This is a genomic window from Desulfohalovibrio reitneri, from assembly GCF_000711295.1.
Taxonomy (GTDB): Bacteria; Desulfobacterota; Desulfovibrionia; order Desulfovibrionales; family Desulfovibrionaceae; genus Desulfohalovibrio; species Desulfohalovibrio reitneri.
This window is the reverse complement of the sequence record NZ_JOMJ01000003.1, coordinates 2163162-2178455: the sequence shown is the minus strand read 5'-3', so window position 1 is coordinate 2178455 and position 15294 is coordinate 2163162. Positions and strand designations below refer to the sequence as shown.

Here is a 15294-nt window from a genome sequence, read left to right as displayed (position 1 = left end):
GGGTATGGCGCGGTTCGTATCGCTCATCGTCCTAAAGCAGCGCCTCGGAAGCGGCCAGGATGCGCCGCCCGAGGCGCACGTCCTCGGTGATGCGGGCAACCAGCTCCTCGGGACCGGAAAAACGTTGTTCGTCGCGGATGCGCTGCACGAAGTGCAGGCGGATGTTCTGGCCGTAGATGTTCTCGGCGAAATCCAGCAGGTGGGCTTCCACCGAGAGGTCCGCGCCCTCGCCGAAGGTGGGGTTGTGGCCCACGTTGACCACGGCCGGTACGGGTTCGCGCTCCTCGCGGGGCTTGTCAAGCAGTTCCGCCCAGCAGGCGTAGACGCCCACGCGGGGGACCAGTTCGTCCACCAGCTCCAGGTTGGCGGTGGGGAAGCCCAGCTGCGCCGCGCCCCGCCCCACTCCGGAGACCACCTTGCCCGCCACCTGGTAGAAGCGGCCCAGCAGCTCGCGGGCGTCCCACAGCCTGCCCGCCTGCACCAGATCGCGGATGCGGGTGGAGGAGACCACGGCGTCGCCCACCATGACCGGGCCGAGCTGGGTGACGGAATAGCCGTAGCGTTCGCCCAGGGCCTTGAGTGCGGAATAGTCACCGGCGCGGTTGCGGCCGAAGGCGTAGTCGTAGCCGATGTAGAGGGCCTTCATGCGCAACCCCTCGACAAGGTGGCTGCGGACGAACTCCTCCGGCGGCAGGGCGGCCAGCTCGCGGGTGAAGGGCATGACCAGGCAGACCTCCACGCCAAGGGCGGCTATGAGCTCCAGCTTCTGGTCCAAAAGCGTGATGAAGGGCGGGGCCTTGCGCCCGGCCAGCACCTTCATGGGGTGGGGCTCGAATGTGACCACCACAGAGAGCTGGTGGTGGCAGACGGCGTGTTGCGTGACCGAGGAGATGAGTTTCTGGTGGCCCTTGTGCACGCCGTCGAAGTTGCCGAGCGTGACGCAGGACTCGGTCAGGCTGCCTTCGAGCTCGCTTGGGTCGTTGATGACGATCATGCTTTCGGGGCCTCTGTCCGGCCCGGCTCAAGAGGCCGGGTAACGGAGTCGTCGCATGGCTATCGCAAATCCCCCAGCGGCGCAAGTCCGCGAATACCCCACGGCTTTCCCCCGCTCCCGCGCCGTGTTATCCGTTGAGCATGACCGATTCCGTCTCGTCCGCCCGCGCGGAGCGTCCCGCGCCCTCTCCCGCCATACGCCCCGCCCGGCTGGAGGACGCGGGACGGCTGCTGGAGCTTGTCCGCCGCGTGGAGGGCGGGGCCCCCTATCTGCTGGACGAGGTGGACGAACTGGGGCTGACGCCCAAGACCATGCTCTCGCGCATGGCCTCCATCCTGTCGCGGCCGACCTCGTTCATCCTGGTGGCCGAGGACGAAAACGAGCGGCTGGTGGGCTACGTGTTCGCCCTGGGCGGCCATTTGACCGGTCTGTCCCACGTGAGCCGGGTGAACGGCATCGGCGTGCTGCCGGAGATGCGGGGGCACGGCGTGGCCCGGGCGCTGATGCGCGCCCTGGAGGTGCTGGCCCGCGAGGCGGGCGTGCGGCGGCTGGAGCTGAAATACATGACACCCAACACGGAAGCGGCTTCCCTCTACGAATCCCTTGGCTTCCAGCGGGAGGGGGTGGAGCGCATGGCCTACCGGGTGGGCGGGGAGTACCTGGACGCCGTGGTCATGGCCAAGCTGCTGCCCGTGGACGAGGAGGCGGAGGAGCGGTGAAGGCCGCCCTGGTCCTGCCCCACCAGTTGTTCGACGACCATCCGGCCCTGGACGGCGCGGAAGCGGTCTATCTTTTCGAGGATCCCCTCTTCTTTTCCGACTCCGAACGAAGCACCCGGCTGCACCGCCAAAAACCCGCCCTGCACCGGGCCAGCATGCTGCACTACGCGGACCGGCTGCGGGAGCGCGGCGCGAACCCCATCCACCTGCGCTTTGAGCCCAAAGAGCCGCCGGACCTGTGGGCGCGGCTAAGGGCGGACGGGGTGGCTGAACTGCGGCTGTGCGACCCGGTGGACCACCCGCTGGAAAAGCGGCTGGAGGACGGCGCCGCGGAGCACGGGGTGCGTCTGGCGTATCTCCCCTCCCCCGGCTTCCTGCTGGACGACGCCACGGCGCGGGAGTTGGCCGGGAAGGAGGGACAACGCCACTCCCAGACCTCGTTCTACCGCCAGGTGCGCACGCGGCGCGGCGTGCTGGTGGACGAGGCGGGCCACCCCGAGGGCGGCAAGTGGAGCTTCGACCCGGAGAACCGCCGCAAGCTGCCCAGGGACGAGCCGGTGCCGGACATCCCCGCGCCGCCCGCCACGCAGCACCTTACCGATGCCCTGGCCTGGGCGGCCCGGGCTTTTCCCGACAACCCCGGCGACCTGGCGGGCTTCCGCTGGCCCGTCACCCGCCAGCAGGCCCGCGACTGTCTGGACGACTTCCTGGACCATCGGCTGGCCCGGTTCGGGGATTTTCAGGACGCCCTGGAGCCGGACCACCCCTTCCTGTTCCACTCCCTGCTCTCCCCCGCCCTGAACACCGGCCTGCTGCCCCCGGCGGAGGTGGTGGAGCGCACCCTGGAGCGCGGCCGCGACGCGCCGATGAACTGCCTGGAGGGGTTTCTGCGGCAGGTCATGGGCTGGCGGGAGTACGTGCGGGCCATGTACCGCGTGGAGGGGGAGAACCAGCGGGCGGCCAACGCGCTGGGCCACCATCGCCCCATGCCCCGTGCCTTCTATGACGGAACAACCGGCCTGCCGCCCGTGGACCTGGCCGTGGCCAAGCTGCGCCGCCGCGCCTACACCCACCACATCGAGCGGCTTATGGTGCTGGGCAACGCCATGCTGCTGTGCGAAATCGACCCCGGCGAGGTCTACCGCTGGTTCCTGGAGCTGCACATCGACGGCTTCGACTGGGTGATGGTGCCCAACGTCTACGCCATGAGCCAGTACGCCGACGGCGGGGGCATGACCACCAAGCCCTACTGCTCCTCCTCCAACTACCTGCGCAAGATGGGCCGCTACCCGCGCGGGGAGTGGGAGACCGCCTGGGACGGGCTGTATTGGCGGTTCGTGCGCCGCCACCGGAAACTGTTCGAGTCCACCCCGCGCCTGAAGGCCATGCCCGCCGCCCTGGACCGCATGGACCAGGGCAAGCTGCGGGACAAACTGCGCGCGGCCGAGAACTTTCTGGAGGAAGTATGGGACGGCTGATGAACCACCGCCGGGCACGGCCTTTCGACGGCCGCGCGGCCGGGCCGCAGCACGGCGCTGGCCCGGTGCTGTACTGGATGCACCGCGAGCACCGCGCCCGCCACAACTGGGGCCTCATCCACGCCCTGGAGCTGGCCCTCACCCGCAAGGCCCCGCTGGCCGTGGTCTACTGCCTGGCCGACTCCTTTCTGGACGCCGCCCGGCGGCAGTACGACTTTCTGCTGGGCGGGCTGCGGGAAGTCGCCGCCGACCTGGAGGGCATGAACATCCCCTTCCTCCTGCGCACCGGCGACCCGCCGACGGAGGTGGCGCGGCTGGCCCGCGAGGTGGACGCGGCCTGCGTGGTCACGGACTTCGACTCCCTCAAGCCCAAGCGGGAGTGGATGCGCCAGGCGGCGGACGGGCTGGACCGCCCCCTCGTGGAGGTGGACTCCCGCAACATCTGCCCCTGCTGGGTGGTCTCGGAAAAGCGGGAGCACGCCGCCCGCACCATCCGGCCAAAGATCCACCGGCTGCTGGACGAATTCCTGGAGCCGTTCCCCGCCGATCTCCCGCCCCCGCCCGCTCCCTGGCCGTGGGACGTCCCGGCCATCGACTGGCGGGCCGCCGTCCGGGGCCTCGCCATCGACGAGACAATCCCCCCCTTGGACTGGGCCGCGCCCGGCACCCGCGCCGGGCTGGGTAGGCTGGGGGCCTTCATCCAGCACCGCCTGGGCGGGTACGAGGACAGCAACGACCCCAACGCCGGGGTCGTGTCCGGTTTGTCGCCGTGGCTGCACTTCGGCCACATCAGCGCCCAGGAGGCGGCCCTGGCCGTCTCCCGCTCCGGCAAGAAGCACGAGACGGTGCAATCGTTTCTGGAACAGCTGGTGGTCCGGCGCGAGCTGTCCGACAACTTCTGCCTGCACGCCGAGTACGACTCCCCGGCCTGCTTCCCCGACTGGGCCAGGCAAACCCTGGCCGACCACACCGGCGACGAGCGCGACTACCTCTACTCGAAAGACGAGTTCGAGCGTGCCGCCACCCACGATCCCCTCTGGAACGCGGCCCAAACGCAGATGGTCGAAACCGGTTACATGCACGGCTACATGCGCATGTACTGGGCCAAGAAGGTGCTGGAGTGGACCCGCACCCCGGAGGAAGCCATGGCCGCCCTCATCCGCCTCAACGACCGCTATGAGTTCGATGGCCGCGACGCCAACGGCTACACCGGCATCGCCTGGTCCATCGGCGGCGTTCACGACCACGGCTGGAAGGAACGCCAAGTGTTCGGCAAAGTCCGCTACATGAACTTCAACGGCGCCAAACGGAAATTCGACGTGCAGGCCTATGTAAAGAGGTGGACGGAGGGCAAGGGGTAGAACGTTGCATCGCCCTTCGGGCAAGAAAAGAAATGCGTTTCGCCCTTCTGGCGACCAGGGCCTGCGAGGGAAAAGATTTCGCCTTCGGCGACCAGGGGCTGCGCGCCCCCTGGACCCGGCGGCAAACTAACTTTGCATGTGTGACGCGGGATGGAGCGCGCCAGGGAACGGACGGGAGTAACCCGGCGAACTTGCGATTTGCGGAACGCGTTTACCCGGTAAAACCAATCACCGCCGTCTGGCTGGCCATGCGTGGGACGCGGGATTGGGCTGTTGCCTCCTGGCTACGACACGCCAGCCTCCGACCCTCGCGAATCGGACCACTCTTCTTTCCCGGAAGAAAAGATTTCGCCCTCAGGGCGGCCAGGGGCTACGCGCCCCCTGGACCCGGCGGCAAACCATCTTTGCATGTGTATTCGCGGGTTGGCGCGCGTCAGGAAGATGGGCGGGAGTGCTCCGGCGAAGGGACTACCATGGCAAGGAAATCCTTGAGTCAATCCAGGCCCTGCCGAAGGATTGGCAAGGGCTGAAACAAGACATCCACCTTCGCACCAAGCAAGCCACACAACTCCGTATTTCCAAGCCAGTCCCGTACACGAGTGCAACCAAAAACCCGAACCAAGCCGCCACCGAGTTCGCCAAGAAATCCGCCAGGCACCATGGAGCCGAAACCCAAAAAGCAACCACAACCCACCGCGCACTACCACAGCCACAAAAATTTTCACCTCACCCCCCAAAACCCCTTGCCAAGCAGCCCAGCTTTGGTTAGGTACTCCCTCTCGCGTGCCGAAGTGGTGGAATTGGTAGACACGCTAGGTTCAGGGTCTAGTGGCTTCACGGCCGTGGGAGTTCGAGTCTCCCCTTCGGCACCACAAAAAAGCCCCCGATCGTTTGATCGGGGGCTTTTTTGTGGTGCCGAAGGATCTAATTGGCAATATTCAAATATTCTTATAGCCTTGGCAAAAAAGGATTAGCTCTGGCTAAAAGAAAATTCAAAAATGACCCGTTAACTGTTCCTGAAAAGTTTTGCTGGCGCTCATCTGGAAAAACAGCAGACACTTATCGGTCAAATTTTCAAAGAGACCGAGACCGAATTTTATACTCAAAATCTTTCAGGCGATTGAATGGGAAGACTCAAGTTTTTTTATCACAAGCCCATGACCATGTACGAAACAGGCTTACACACACACTTGAGGTTGTGCAGATATCTAGAGTTACAGCAAGACAACTTGCCCTGAACGAAGACTTGGCTGAAGCCATAGCTCTTGGGCATGATATTGGTCATACTCCATTCGGCCACATCGGAGAGAGAGCTTTAAATTACATCATGAACAATTGTGAGAATATTGGACTGGATGTGCCAAGAAAAACCACTGCTGGCTTCAAGCACAACTGGCAATCCTTACGTATTGCCTGTGAACTCAACTCATTATACGACGAAAACCATGGCATGGACCTCTCTAATTTCACTCTTTGGGGAATACTACACCATAGCAATACATTTTGGAAGCAGTGCGAGCACTATTTTTACGGCAAATGTTTTCTTGGGATATCCGAACAAAATTGTCCAAATGACGGAACAACAATGCTTAGCGCATATGAACAATACGAGCCATATACTAAAATAAACAATGACAACCCGGCATGGTCTTTTGAAGGGAGACTTGTAAATCTGGCTGACGAAATTGCACAGCGGCATCACGACATCGAAGATGCATTCATAATGGGCATACTTAACAAAAAAGACATTATTGCTATATTCAAAAAGCACTTTGAGGATTTATTAGAGGACGATGATATTCAAAACCTTTACTTGGTAGAAAGTAAATTGGATTCTTATTTCCTTCCACTAATATCCAAGCTCATCGTTCATTTTTACAACAAAAATCTTATTAATCATTCTGCATCAATGATGAGAAAGTTTATGAAAAAATACAATATCAAAAATAAGACAGATTTCGCCCAAAAATACCTATCGGTTGACCCTGACGAGGCAGAAAAGAGCATAGATTTTCCACGTGAACTGAAGGAAGCTGACAAGAAATTTAAAGGCTTCCTCAGAGATACTATACTCAATTCTTTTTGGGTTCAAAGAATGGACGGGAAAGGTCTTTATGTCATAAAAAAGTTGTTCAAAGCTTACTTAACAAATCCAAACCAGCTTCATGACTATACAATCATAAGAGCATTCAACATGTTTGATACAGATATAAAACTCGACGCAAACAAAATTAATAAACAAGAGTTAGGCGATTTGAGAAATAAATTGAGCAAAACAGAGTTGAAGAACTCACCTGAGTTTCAGTCCGCCCTGTTGAGGTCAATCTGTGACCACATTGCAGGCATGACTGACTCTTTTGTCATCTCAGAGTACAACAAACTGTATGGCGACGCTCCTATTGGCTAGAGAATAAGCATTACGGCAACTACAATGCCTACCTCCCACAGATAGAGTACAGAAGTGACCAACTTTTCCAAAAACCGCCGCCTTCTCTTCGCCGTCTACATCCTCCAGGCCCTTTCATTTGTTGTGGGGATTACGTTTTTGATTGCGGTGATTGTGGATTATGTGAAGCGGGGGGAAATGCGGGGGGATTCGGTGCTTTCCTCGCATGTGACCTGGCAGATTCGGACGTTCTGGTGGACGTTGGCTGGGTCCGTGGTCGGGGTGGTGTTGTCTCCGGTGTTCGGGCTTGGGGTGGCTATCCTGGTGGGCGTGTCCATCTGGTGCCTGTACCGCATTGTGAAGGGCTTTCTGTACCTGCGGGACGGACGGGCCATGCCGCTGCCTTCGTAGGGTCCTGCGCGGCGTTCAGAGACCCCGCGGGTTCGGCATTTGCCTGGCCTGGAGCCCGCTTTGCGTTCCTGCAAGCCACTTGCCGCCGCTGATCCAGCGCCCACCACGCCACCCCGCAACCAATTCATTCCTCTGCTTCAGCTCGTTCAAAGCACGCCACCCTTCCGCCAGACAACCACGCTTCCGCCTCACCGGCTGGATTCACCACCCCGCCGCCCATTCGCCGGGGTGCTCCCTGTTCTCCCCGCGACTCACTCCCCAACACGCGATACACGTGCAGGATTATCCTGCCGCAGGGTCCAGGGGGCGCGCAGCCCCTGGTCGCCAAAGGCGAAATCTTTCCTCTCCCGAAATGCCTATGGTCGGGGATAGTTGGGGCGGCAACCCAGCTTCGTTCTCAGCGCGTTTGTGAACAAGAAACCAGGGCAAGGTTGAACCGGCGAATGGCACCTGGGTAGCGCAACTTCGCGGTCCGCTCTCTTTCCGTCGCCTGACTCGCCCCCACACGCGCTGCACATGCGGGACAATCCCGCCGCGGGTCCAGGGCCGCGCAGGCCCTGGTTGCCCACCAGGGCGAAATGCCTTTCCTTCAGCCTCCCCTGGCCACCGAAAGCGAAGTCCCCCATCAACGCAAAAAAGGCGGGCCTCCCGTGGGAAGCCCGCCTTTGCTGGCGGGTAGTACTCGGCCGGGCGCTAGAAGGTGTAGCGGATGCCCAGCACCACTTCGTGGGTGGTGATGTCGTCGGGCTTGACGGAGACGAACTCGGACTCGCCCCATTCCATGTCGCCGACGTCGAGGTATCGGTAGCCCAGGTCGGCGGTCCAGTTGGTGTTGATTTCGTAAGCTACGCCCCCGCCGATGTTCCAGGCGGCGTTGGTCTCGTCATTGTCGTGGCTGGCGGAATCGCCGGTGGACAGGTCGGTGATGGTGCCTTCGGAGTTGAGGAAGGCCCAGCCGATGCCGCCGCCGACGTAGGGGGTGAAGGCGGTGCCGGTGGGGATGTCCACGTAGGCGTTGAAGAGCAGGGTCTGCACGCTCATATCCAGGCTGCCCTTGTTGGGGATACCAGCCCCGACGAACGCGGGTTCGGCGTCGAAGCTGAAGTCGGAGCGGTACATGTACTCCATCTCCAGACGAACGGGGACCTCGGTGGTTTTCCCGAAGTCGTAGCCCACGGCCGCGCCGCCGACAAAGAGGGTGTCGTCCTCTTCCGACTTGTGCACATCCAGGTTCGAGCCATCCGTGGTGTTCTTGATGCCGTCGGCCGTCATGAAGGACGCGCCCAGCTTGCCGCTGAGATACACGGGCACGCGGCTTTCCGCAGCGGCCTGCGCGGCGAACAGCAGAACAATGGCCAACAGAGCGATTCCCTTAACAACTTTCATTCCGCCACCCCTGTCGCGTTTTTGAGGATTTTGCCAAAAATCGTTCCATACGACCGGCTCACGCAACAAGTCAATGCTGTATTCAATAATATAAAGAGGATGGCCATTCCATGCCTTCCCGACGCGCCCAGCCTCCGCCCATTCGCCGGGGTGCTCCCTCCCCTCCCCGCGACTCGTTCCAACACGCGATGCACGTGCAGGATTATCCTGCCGCGGGTCCAGGGCCGCGCAGGCCCTGGTCGCCCGCAGGGCGAAATCTTCCCTCTTCCCTCCAGTTTTCCCTACTCTTCACCCTTCAACCGCACTTCGCGGTCGATGAGCTGGACGAATACCAGGGAGGCGACTGCCAGGCCGACTCCGGCGGTGAAGACCGCCGCAGGGGAGACGGTGGCCCAGACGATGCCGCCCAGGGCGGGGATGGCCACGGCGGCAATGTGGTTGATGGTGAAGCCCACGGCCATGGAGGGGGCGATGTCCTCGGGCGCGGCGATTTTCTGGAAGAAGGTGCGGATGGCCATGGCGAAATTGAAGACCAGGTGGTCCACAACGTACATGGACGCCACCAGCCACTTGCTCTCGGAAAAGGCGTAGACCACGAAGACCGCCAACAGGGAAACGTACTCCAGGCTGAGCACCTTTCGCTCGCCGAAGCGGTTGACGGCCTTGCCGATGTAGGGGTTGGCGAACCAGCCGATGACGTTGTTGACGATGAAGAGCGCGGCCACTTCCTGGATGGAGAACTCGAACTTGCTGACCAGCAGGTAGACCGCGAAGGCCACGAAGATCTGCCGCCTGGCCCCACCCAAAAAGGTGAGGACGTAAAACAGCCAGTAGGTGCGCTTGAGGACCATCTTCTTGGACTGGGCGGGCAGGTCCACCCGCGTGGGGTCGGCCAGCAGGCAGCCCAGGGCCACAACCACCGCGAACCCGCCCAGCACGGCGTACATGGAGACGTACTCCAAATGCGTGGAGGCCAGCCAGACCAGCCCGCCCACGGCGATGTTGGTGGCCGAGCCCACCGCCCGCAGCCGCCCGAACACCAGCGGCGCGGTGCCCTTATCGAAGTATTGCAGGGTCAGCGACTGGTTGCAGGTCTCGAAATAATGGAAGCCGAAGGACATCAGCAGGGTGGTCAGCATCAAGCCGCCGTAGCTGGGGAACAGCCCGGTCAGCCCCACGCCCAGCCCCAGCAAGAGCACGGACAACGCGGCCAGGCGGTGCTCCCGCACGATGAGCAGCAGATACACCACCAGCAGCGCCAGAAAACCCGGCACCTCGCGCACCGACTGGATGACGCCCATCTCCAGCCCGCTGATGCCCGCGCGCTCCACCGCGAAGTTGTTCAACAGCGTCCGCCAGCCCTGAAAACCCGCGAACGTGGCCACGGTGAGGGCAAACAAAAACAGGTACATCTTCCGCGATTCACGCATGACCGGTCGGTCCTACACCTTTGACCGGGAAGATGCCAGAGGGCGCGGGATTGGGAGTGGGGGAATGGATGATGATTGGCGGGGGTTTCTATTCAGGGCATTGGGAGAGGGAGGAAAAACCCTTTGGAAAGGGTTTTTCCTCCCTCTCCCAAACCCTCACCCTCCTTTTCCAAAACTCCCTGTCGCTCGCTCCGCTCGGGGGCGGGGTACTGACGTATGGTTGCCGCAGGGACCACAGCCCAATCTGGCGTTCAGCGCATCGCTAGCCAAACGGCCGGGCAAGGATATTTACCGGCTGGAAATAGCCCGGCAATCGCGGGTTCGCCGAAGTGCTCCCTTTCCGCGATCCCACCACGCACCATCCCGCGAATACACATGCAAAGTTACTTTGCCGCAGGGTCCAGGGGGCGCGCAGCCCCCTGGTCGCCCGAAGGGCGAAATCTTCATTCACTCGTGGCTCAGAAAGCGTACCCAGCGGCCCTGCGTTGGCGAAAGAGGATGGTGGCGCGGATGAGGAGGATCACCCAGGAGACAATGAAATAAAGGAACGCGTAGATGGTTGCGAGGTACGAGTCCGGACGCAAGGTCTCCATCGCCTGGACCAAGACCACCGGTGTGATCGTAGGAGCCATGTCCTTCAAGGAGAACGTTTTCGACGGTCACACCCTGCCGGATGTTCTGGAGCAAGTTTCGCAAATCACGGAATCCTGCCCCGAGGCGGCCATCTGTGACCGGGGTTACAGGGGGCGCAAAAAAGTCGGTGACACGAGCATTCTGATTCCGGGCCGGCCGAAGAAAAGCGACACGCCCTACCAGAGACGAAAGGCCAGGCAACGTTTTCGCAGACGCGCTGGCATCGAGCCGGTGATCGGACATCTCAAACACGACTTCCGCATGGCCAAAAACTTCCTGAAAGGGGCCCTCGGTGATGCGATCAACCTGCTGATGGCCGCAGCCGCGTTCAACTTCAAGAAGTGGATGCGGGGACTGAAGCACTTTTTGTCTCTTTTCGCCCCTTGGCTCTGCTTCGGAACCTGGAGTCGGGGCAGACTAAAGTACGCCTGATTCAATCTGAAAGGCCTTTTTCAGGACCGACTACATATCTTTTTTCCAAACAACATATGAAAAGTAGGCTTGCAGCATAAACATTACGGATAGTAACAAAATGAAATATATTGAATCAAAAAATGGAAAATATCTCATACATCTGTTCCATCTTAGCCTCCAACATGCCACCTGTTCCCAGCTACCTGAGGACAGGTGGCATGTGTCTTTATTCAGTTTATCGGTCAAATCTTAAATTCGCGACTTCCACTTAGATCAAGGCTGTTTCAAACCGGACCGGGGTGCGCAGCCCCTGGTCGCCCGAAGGGCGAAATCATACCCGCTTTCGACTTACATCGGGAATCCAGCGGCCCTGCGTCGGCGGAAGAGTATGATAGCTCGGGCAAGCAGGATTATCCAAGATACGGTGCAAAAGAGGGCGAGGTAGGCATAGGCCAGTAAAGCTGGCAATCCTTCAGGATGAACCCCCATTACGATGAGGGGGGCCAGGAAATATACGTTTTCCTTGACATAGGGAGCAATGCCTTGGGCTTTGTCGGCAGTTTTTGGATCGTCTGGGTCGTAGCGAAGACTGATGCTGGAAAACATCAAGGCGAGAAGAAGAAGGAGAAGCCCAGCGTAGAAGTGGCCGAACTCGGTTCTGCCCGGCCCCAGGAGAAAAAGCACAGCAAGCACAGCCTGCCCGATGAGGAATCGTTGCGTGCTCTTCCCCAGAAATTCGGTGAACACGAACCTATTGTGCCCGAGGTCTTTCCGGCATGCGACATAGGCAAAATACACCTGCAAGAGAAAGACGGTCCAAAGAAAAAACTTGAAGGGTGCCGTCTCGAAGATGGCTTTGACGGTCTCCAACAGCTGCGTTGCATCCATCCGCGGGTCCTTATTTGGCTTGACCCTTTCCATCAGGGCCAAGCCACATGATTATTTTTTCTCGCTAATTTTCTGTAGCTTTTCAATTGTCGGGCTTATTCTTTTTTCCCATCTCTCCAAGTCGCTTACCACTTTAGCAGTCTTCAAAGGTGCCTGAAGCCCCTCATATAGAGAACTCGAGGCAGTTAATGGCCCTCCCGCAGCCAGAACGGCTCGAGAACCATTTTGAACTATCTGCCGCCCCACCTCTTCGGCTACGAATTTCGAAACCGCCCCTGCCATCTCAAAGCCTTTGGCGGTCCGCTCATCGGTGACCGCCTCGTACGAAGCCGGGATCGCTCGTTCGAACGTCTCGACGAGTATCTGTCCTGGATAATCCTGATCCTTAAATGAGCGGGGAGTGCCGTCATCCTCTTTAGGGCGTGCTTGCTTGTGTGAAGAATCTCTACGCGCGGTCACCCCGCCTTCCTGGCTTTTGGATGGCGGATGTGGCTTGGTGGTGTTGGCGTCCGGCGAGAAGAGGCTGGTTGTGGGTATGGCGGCCGATTGATCGAAATCCTGAGGTTCTTCCGGGGCGAAAAGTGACCCGCGAGTGAATTTCTTGTCCACCGAGGTGATTGATGCGGTTGCGGCGCGTCCATTTTCTTCCGGGGCATGATTTCCGAGAAGCTCCCGTTCAAACTTGGCCATGTAGTCTGGATTACCGAAAGCTACACCGAGGTAGTCTTCGGAGCTGATGGGTTCGTCAGGGAGTCGCTCCAGAAACTTTTTCGGGAAGCGGTCCCCATTTTCCAACATGAGACGTGACTTCGGAAGCGGATTTGGTTCTGGCATCTGAGCAGGGGAGCCAGAATCGAAACGCGGGCTCGCCGGGTCGATGGCGAAGTCCGGGTCGGGATTGCGCCGAGGCCTCCCGGGGTCGATTTCCCGCACTTTCGGGAAGATTTCGTCCAAAAGACCCTCGCTGAAAGTGGAAACGGCCTTTCCCCTGCCAATAAAGTGAGATCGCCCAGCCATGTGGCCTCCATGTGTTGCACGTTCGTCCAGTAGCGGCAAGCCGAACTCCACCGTCCACCCCCCAAAGCTTGGATTTCTTCGAAGCTTGAAAACGTGGACGATCACGAAGACCATTTTAATTATAGACCATACTGAAGATACTTAGCAAGCACTTAGTTCTGCAAAATCCAAATTTACTTGGTAGCTCTGCCTTTGCTGGATGGCACGGCTGGGGACGGATTGGCCGGGCAGTCAAAATCACCCTGCCATCCCTGGACCGCGACCAGGCATACTCAGAAATACTCCCCCACTCCCCCAGCCGCCAATCCGCCGGGGTACTCCCCTTCCGCACCCAGCCCCGCGCCATCCCGCGAACACACATGCAAAGTTACTTTGCCGCAGGGTCCAGGGGGCGCGCAGCCCCCTGGTCGCCCGAAGGGCGAAATCCTTCTTCACCCCCATCGTGCGCGTGTTTGGCGCGTGCCTTGCCCGCCGAACACGCTTGACACCACCCCCTCCCCCGCATACAACCTCCTCACAAAATGACCGCCGGTCACTTTTTGACCGCCGGTCGCTTTCGGGGACGCACATCGGATGACCAAGCAGCGGGAGAAGTCGCGGCAGACGCGCAGGGAGTTGATGGACGCGGCCATGGCCTTGTTCGCGGACAAGGGGTTCGGCGAGACGAGCGTGGCGGAGATTACGGCCCGGGCGGGGTACGCCAAGGGCAGTTTCTACCGGCACTTCGACGGCAAGGACCGGCTGTTTCTGGATATTCTGGAGCGCAAGCTGGCGGAGTACCGGGCGCAGCGTGACCGCAGCATCGAGGAGGCGGCGGACCTGGAAGAGGCGCTGCGAGTCATCTGGGATTTTCTGGCCACCATGGTGGCGGACCGCAACTGGGCCAAGGTGTTTTTGGAGTTCACGGTGCACGCAGCGCGCGACGAGGGGTTGCGCGAGGAGCTTGGCGCCACGCGGTACAGGCTGTCCGAGGACCTGTTCGCCCGGCTGATCCGTCCGTTCGTGCCCGAGGGGTACCCGGCGCGCAAGCTGGGGGCTTTGAACACGGCTCTGTTCGAGGGGTTCATGGTGCACAACGCTTTGGAGTCCGGGGTGCTGGACCTGGCGGACGTGCGGGAGGCCGCGGTGGCCTTGTCGCGCACGCTGGGAGCGGCCGGACACGAGGAGGAGACATGAGGCGCATTCTTGTTCTGGCCGCGATGCTGGTCCTGGCCCTGGCCCTGTCCGCGCAGGCGGCGCAACGGCTGACCTACGCGAGCTTCTTCCCGCCCACCCACGTGCAGTCCAAGCTGGCCAAGCAGTGGTGCGCGGAAGTGGAGAAGCGCACGGACGGCGAGGTGGCGGTGGACTACTTTCCCGGCGGCACGCTGGTGAAGGCTGCCCAGACCTTCGACGGCGTGGTGCACGGCATGGCGGACGTGGGCTTCTCCGTGCTGGCATACTCGCGCGGGCGGTTCCCGGTGATGGCCGCGGTGGACCTGCCCCTGGGCTACCCCTCGGGCGAGGCCGCCACCGAGGTGGCCAACGCGGTGTACGACGAGTTCCAGCCCAAAGCCTTCGACCAAGTGAAGGTGATGTACTTCCACGCCCACGGGCCGGGGCTTTTGCACACCAAGGGCGGGAAGGTGGACGAGCTTGCCGACATGAAGGGGCTGAAGCTGCGAGCCACGGGCAACTCCGCGCGGCTGGTGGAGGCCCTGGGCGGCACGCCGGTGGCCATGTCCATGCCGGACTCCTACCAGGCCATCCAGAAGGGCGTGGTGGACGGCGGCATGTACCCGGTGGAGACCAACAAGGGCTGGAACATGGCCGAGGTGGTGGACTACATGACCGAGTCCCACCCCGTGGCCTACACCACCACCTTCTTCGTGGTCATGAACAAGGCGCGCTGGCAGTCCATCTCCGAGAAGAACCGCCAGGCCATCGAGGCCATCAACCGGGAGTGGGCGGACAAGCACGCCACGGCCTGGGACGAGAGCGACGCCGAGGGCATGGAGTTCTTCAAGGCGCAGGGCGGCGAGGTCGTTCCGCTCAAGGCCGGGCAGGCCGAAACGTGGAAAGCCGCGGCCGAGCCCATGCTTGAAAACTACGTCCGGGAGGCGGACTCCAAGGGCGTGGACGGCCGGGCCGTGCTGGAATTCACCCGGAAATCGCTGACCGAGGCCAAGGGAGAGTAG

Annotated in this window: 12 protein-coding genes, 1 tRNA gene and 1 pseudogene; 9 read left to right on the top strand and 5 right to left on the bottom strand. The window is 60.8% G+C overall.

Annotation, left to right across the window (positions count from 1 at the left end; all coding sequences use genetic code 11):
• Positions 1 to 31: 31 nt before the first annotated feature.
• Positions 32 to 994, bottom strand: a complete 963-nt coding sequence (locus N911_RS0110900; protein WP_029897057.1) for a bifunctional riboflavin kinase/FAD synthetase — start codon at positions 992 to 994, stop codon at positions 32 to 34.
• Between the two features lie 140 nt (positions 995 to 1134).
• Here N911_RS0110900 and N911_RS18470 point away from each other — a divergent pair, with 140 nt between their 5' ends.
• The 6 genes from N911_RS18470 (at position 1135) to N911_RS18870 (ending at position 7349) form a co-directional block, all read left to right on the top strand.
• Positions 1135 to 1713, top strand: coding sequence for a GNAT family N-acetyltransferase (locus tag N911_RS18470; protein WP_051694211.1), 579 nt, complete (start codon positions 1135 to 1137; stop codon positions 1711 to 1713).
• Complete coding sequence (locus tag N911_RS18300; protein WP_029897054.1) at positions 1710 to 3191, top strand: cryptochrome/photolyase family protein; 1482 nt, start codon at positions 1710 to 1712, stop codon at positions 3189 to 3191. The genes N911_RS18470 and N911_RS18300 overlap by 4 nt, the downstream gene beginning before the upstream one ends.
• On the top strand, positions 3179 to 4552 hold the full coding sequence (gene phrB, locus N911_RS0110885; RefSeq protein WP_035104690.1) for a deoxyribodipyrimidine photo-lyase: 1374 nt from the start codon (positions 3179 to 3181) through the stop codon (positions 4550 to 4552). Before N911_RS18300 ends, phrB begins: the two co-directional genes overlap by 13 nt.
• Before the next feature lie 785 nt (positions 4553 to 5337).
• Positions 5338 to 5424, top strand: a tRNA-Leu gene (locus tag N911_RS0110880).
• 56 nt (positions 5425 to 5480) lie between these two features.
• Positions 5481 to 6959: a deoxyguanosinetriphosphate triphosphohydrolase family protein gene (locus N911_RS18050; RefSeq protein ID WP_081859168.1), complete on the top strand. Its 1479-nt coding sequence runs from the start codon at positions 5481 to 5483 to the stop codon at positions 6957 to 6959.
• Between the two features lie 54 nt (positions 6960 to 7013).
• Positions 7014 to 7349 carry a DUF4870 family protein gene (locus N911_RS18870; protein WP_029897048.1) on the top strand — a complete coding sequence of 112 codons (336 nt, stop codon included), beginning with the start codon at positions 7014 to 7016 and terminating at the stop codon, positions 7347 to 7349.
• Positions 7350 to 8042: 693 nt separating this feature from the next.
• Here the strand turns inward: N911_RS18870 and N911_RS0110865 are convergent.
• Entirely contained in the window at positions 8043 to 8735 is a 693-nt protein-coding gene (locus tag N911_RS0110865; RefSeq protein ID WP_081859167.1) for an outer membrane protein, read from the bottom strand.
• Between the two features lie 281 nt (positions 8736 to 9016).
• Positions 9017 to 10165, bottom strand: a complete 1149-nt coding sequence (locus tag N911_RS0110860; RefSeq protein WP_029897044.1) for an MFS transporter — start codon at positions 10163 to 10165, stop codon at positions 9017 to 9019.
• A 564-nt stretch (positions 10166 to 10729) separates the two neighbouring features.
• On the opposite strand from N911_RS0110860, the pseudogene N911_RS16950 reads away from it, so the two are divergent.
• Positions 10730 to 11230 (top strand): annotated as a pseudogene (locus N911_RS16950) (transposase); the annotation flags it as partial.
• Positions 11231 to 11560: 330 nt separating this feature from the next.
• Here the strand turns inward: N911_RS16950 and N911_RS0110845 are convergent.
• Both N911_RS0110845 and N911_RS0110840 read right to left on the bottom strand, forming a co-directional pair.
• Entirely contained in the window at positions 11561 to 12133 is a 573-nt protein-coding gene (locus tag N911_RS0110845) for a hypothetical protein (RefSeq protein WP_138774385.1), read from the bottom strand.
• A gap of 18 nt (positions 12134 to 12151) precedes the next feature.
• Complete coding sequence (locus tag N911_RS0110840) at positions 12152 to 13231, bottom strand: hypothetical protein (protein WP_138774384.1); 1080 nt, start codon at positions 13229 to 13231, stop codon at positions 12152 to 12154.
• 459 nt (positions 13232 to 13690) lie between these two features.
• Here N911_RS0110840 and N911_RS0110835 point away from each other — a divergent pair, with 459 nt between their 5' ends.
• Both N911_RS0110835 and N911_RS0110830 read left to right on the top strand, forming a co-directional pair.
• Complete coding sequence (locus N911_RS0110835; RefSeq protein WP_029897036.1) at positions 13691 to 14293, top strand: TetR/AcrR family transcriptional regulator; 603 nt, start codon at positions 13691 to 13693, stop codon at positions 14291 to 14293.
• Positions 14290 to 15294, top strand: a complete 1005-nt coding sequence (locus N911_RS0110830; protein ID WP_029897034.1) for a TRAP transporter substrate-binding protein — start codon at positions 14290 to 14292, stop codon at positions 15292 to 15294. The genes N911_RS0110835 and N911_RS0110830 overlap by 4 nt, the downstream gene beginning before the upstream one ends.

Bases quoted from the DNA above. Each gene is read 5' to 3' on its own strand.
- N911_RS0110845 (WP_138774385.1), bottom strand. From the start codon at position 12,133: ATGGAAAGGGTCAAGCCAAATAAGGACCCGCGGATGGATGCAACGCAG.
- N911_RS0110835 (WP_029897036.1), top strand. From the start codon at position 13,691: ATGACCAAGCAGCGGGAGAAGTCGCGGCAGACGCGCAGGGAGTTGATG.
- N911_RS0110830 (WP_029897034.1), top strand. From the start codon at position 14,290: ATGAGGCGCATTCTTGTTCTGGCCGCGATGCTGGTCCTGGCCCTGGCC.
- N911_RS18470 (WP_051694211.1), top strand. From the start codon at position 1,135: ATGACCGATTCCGTCTCGTCCGCCCGCGCGGAGCGTCCCGCGCCCTCT.
- N911_RS0110860 (WP_029897044.1), bottom strand. From the start codon at position 10,165: ATGCGTGAATCGCGGAAGATGTACCTGTTTTTGTTTGCCCTCACCGTG.
- N911_RS0110865 (WP_081859167.1), bottom strand. From the start codon at position 8,735: ATGAAAGTTGTTAAGGGAATCGCTCTGTTGGCCATTGTTCTGCTGTTC.
- phrB (WP_035104690.1), top strand. From the start codon at position 3,179: ATGGGACGGCTGATGAACCACCGCCGGGCACGGCCTTTCGACGGCCGC.
- N911_RS0110900 (WP_029897057.1), bottom strand. From the start codon at position 994: ATGATCGTCATCAACGACCCAAGCGAGCTCGAAGGCAGCCTGACCGAG.
- N911_RS0110840 (WP_138774384.1), bottom strand. From the start codon at position 13,231: ATGGTCTTCGTGATCGTCCACGTTTTCAAGCTTCGAAGAAATCCAAGC.